At 69.9% G+C, this 302-nt stretch carries 1 protein-coding gene; it reads left to right on the top strand.

Features of this window, described 5'->3' with window-relative positions:
* Window positions 1-98: 98 nt before the first annotated feature.
* On the top strand, window positions 99-302 hold a 204-nt coding region (locus KVT44_RS55925), incomplete at its 3' end, for a hypothetical protein (RefSeq protein WP_217576950.1).

Genomic DNA, 302 nt, shown 5'->3' with positions numbered 1-302 from the left:
ATGCGGTCGTGACGTCCGCGGCGCCGCCCACAACGCCGGCGGTGGCCCATGCCGCAGGCGATCCCGCGTCAACGGTGATGGGTGCCGAGACGGTGTCCATGCTGTCCAGCAGCTCCTTGGCTGAATCGGGGACCCCGCCGGTCCTCCCGGAGGAATGCGGCACGGAATGCGAACTCACGGTCACGGTGCTGGCGGCGTTCTGCGCACTGGCGGTGCTGACGGTGCTTCTGCGAGTCCCATCACCGGTGCGGATCCTGCTCTTGCTCGCCGCTCGCCGTCGGTCGGGTGCCGGCTGGAATGCG

Origin of the sequence: Streptomyces sp. GbtcB7 (genome assembly GCF_019091445.1) — a bacterium.
Taxonomy (GTDB): Bacteria; Actinomycetota; Actinomycetes; order Streptomycetales; family Streptomycetaceae; genus Streptomyces; species Streptomyces mirabilis.
This window is presented reverse-complemented; position numbering and strand designations above follow the sequence as displayed.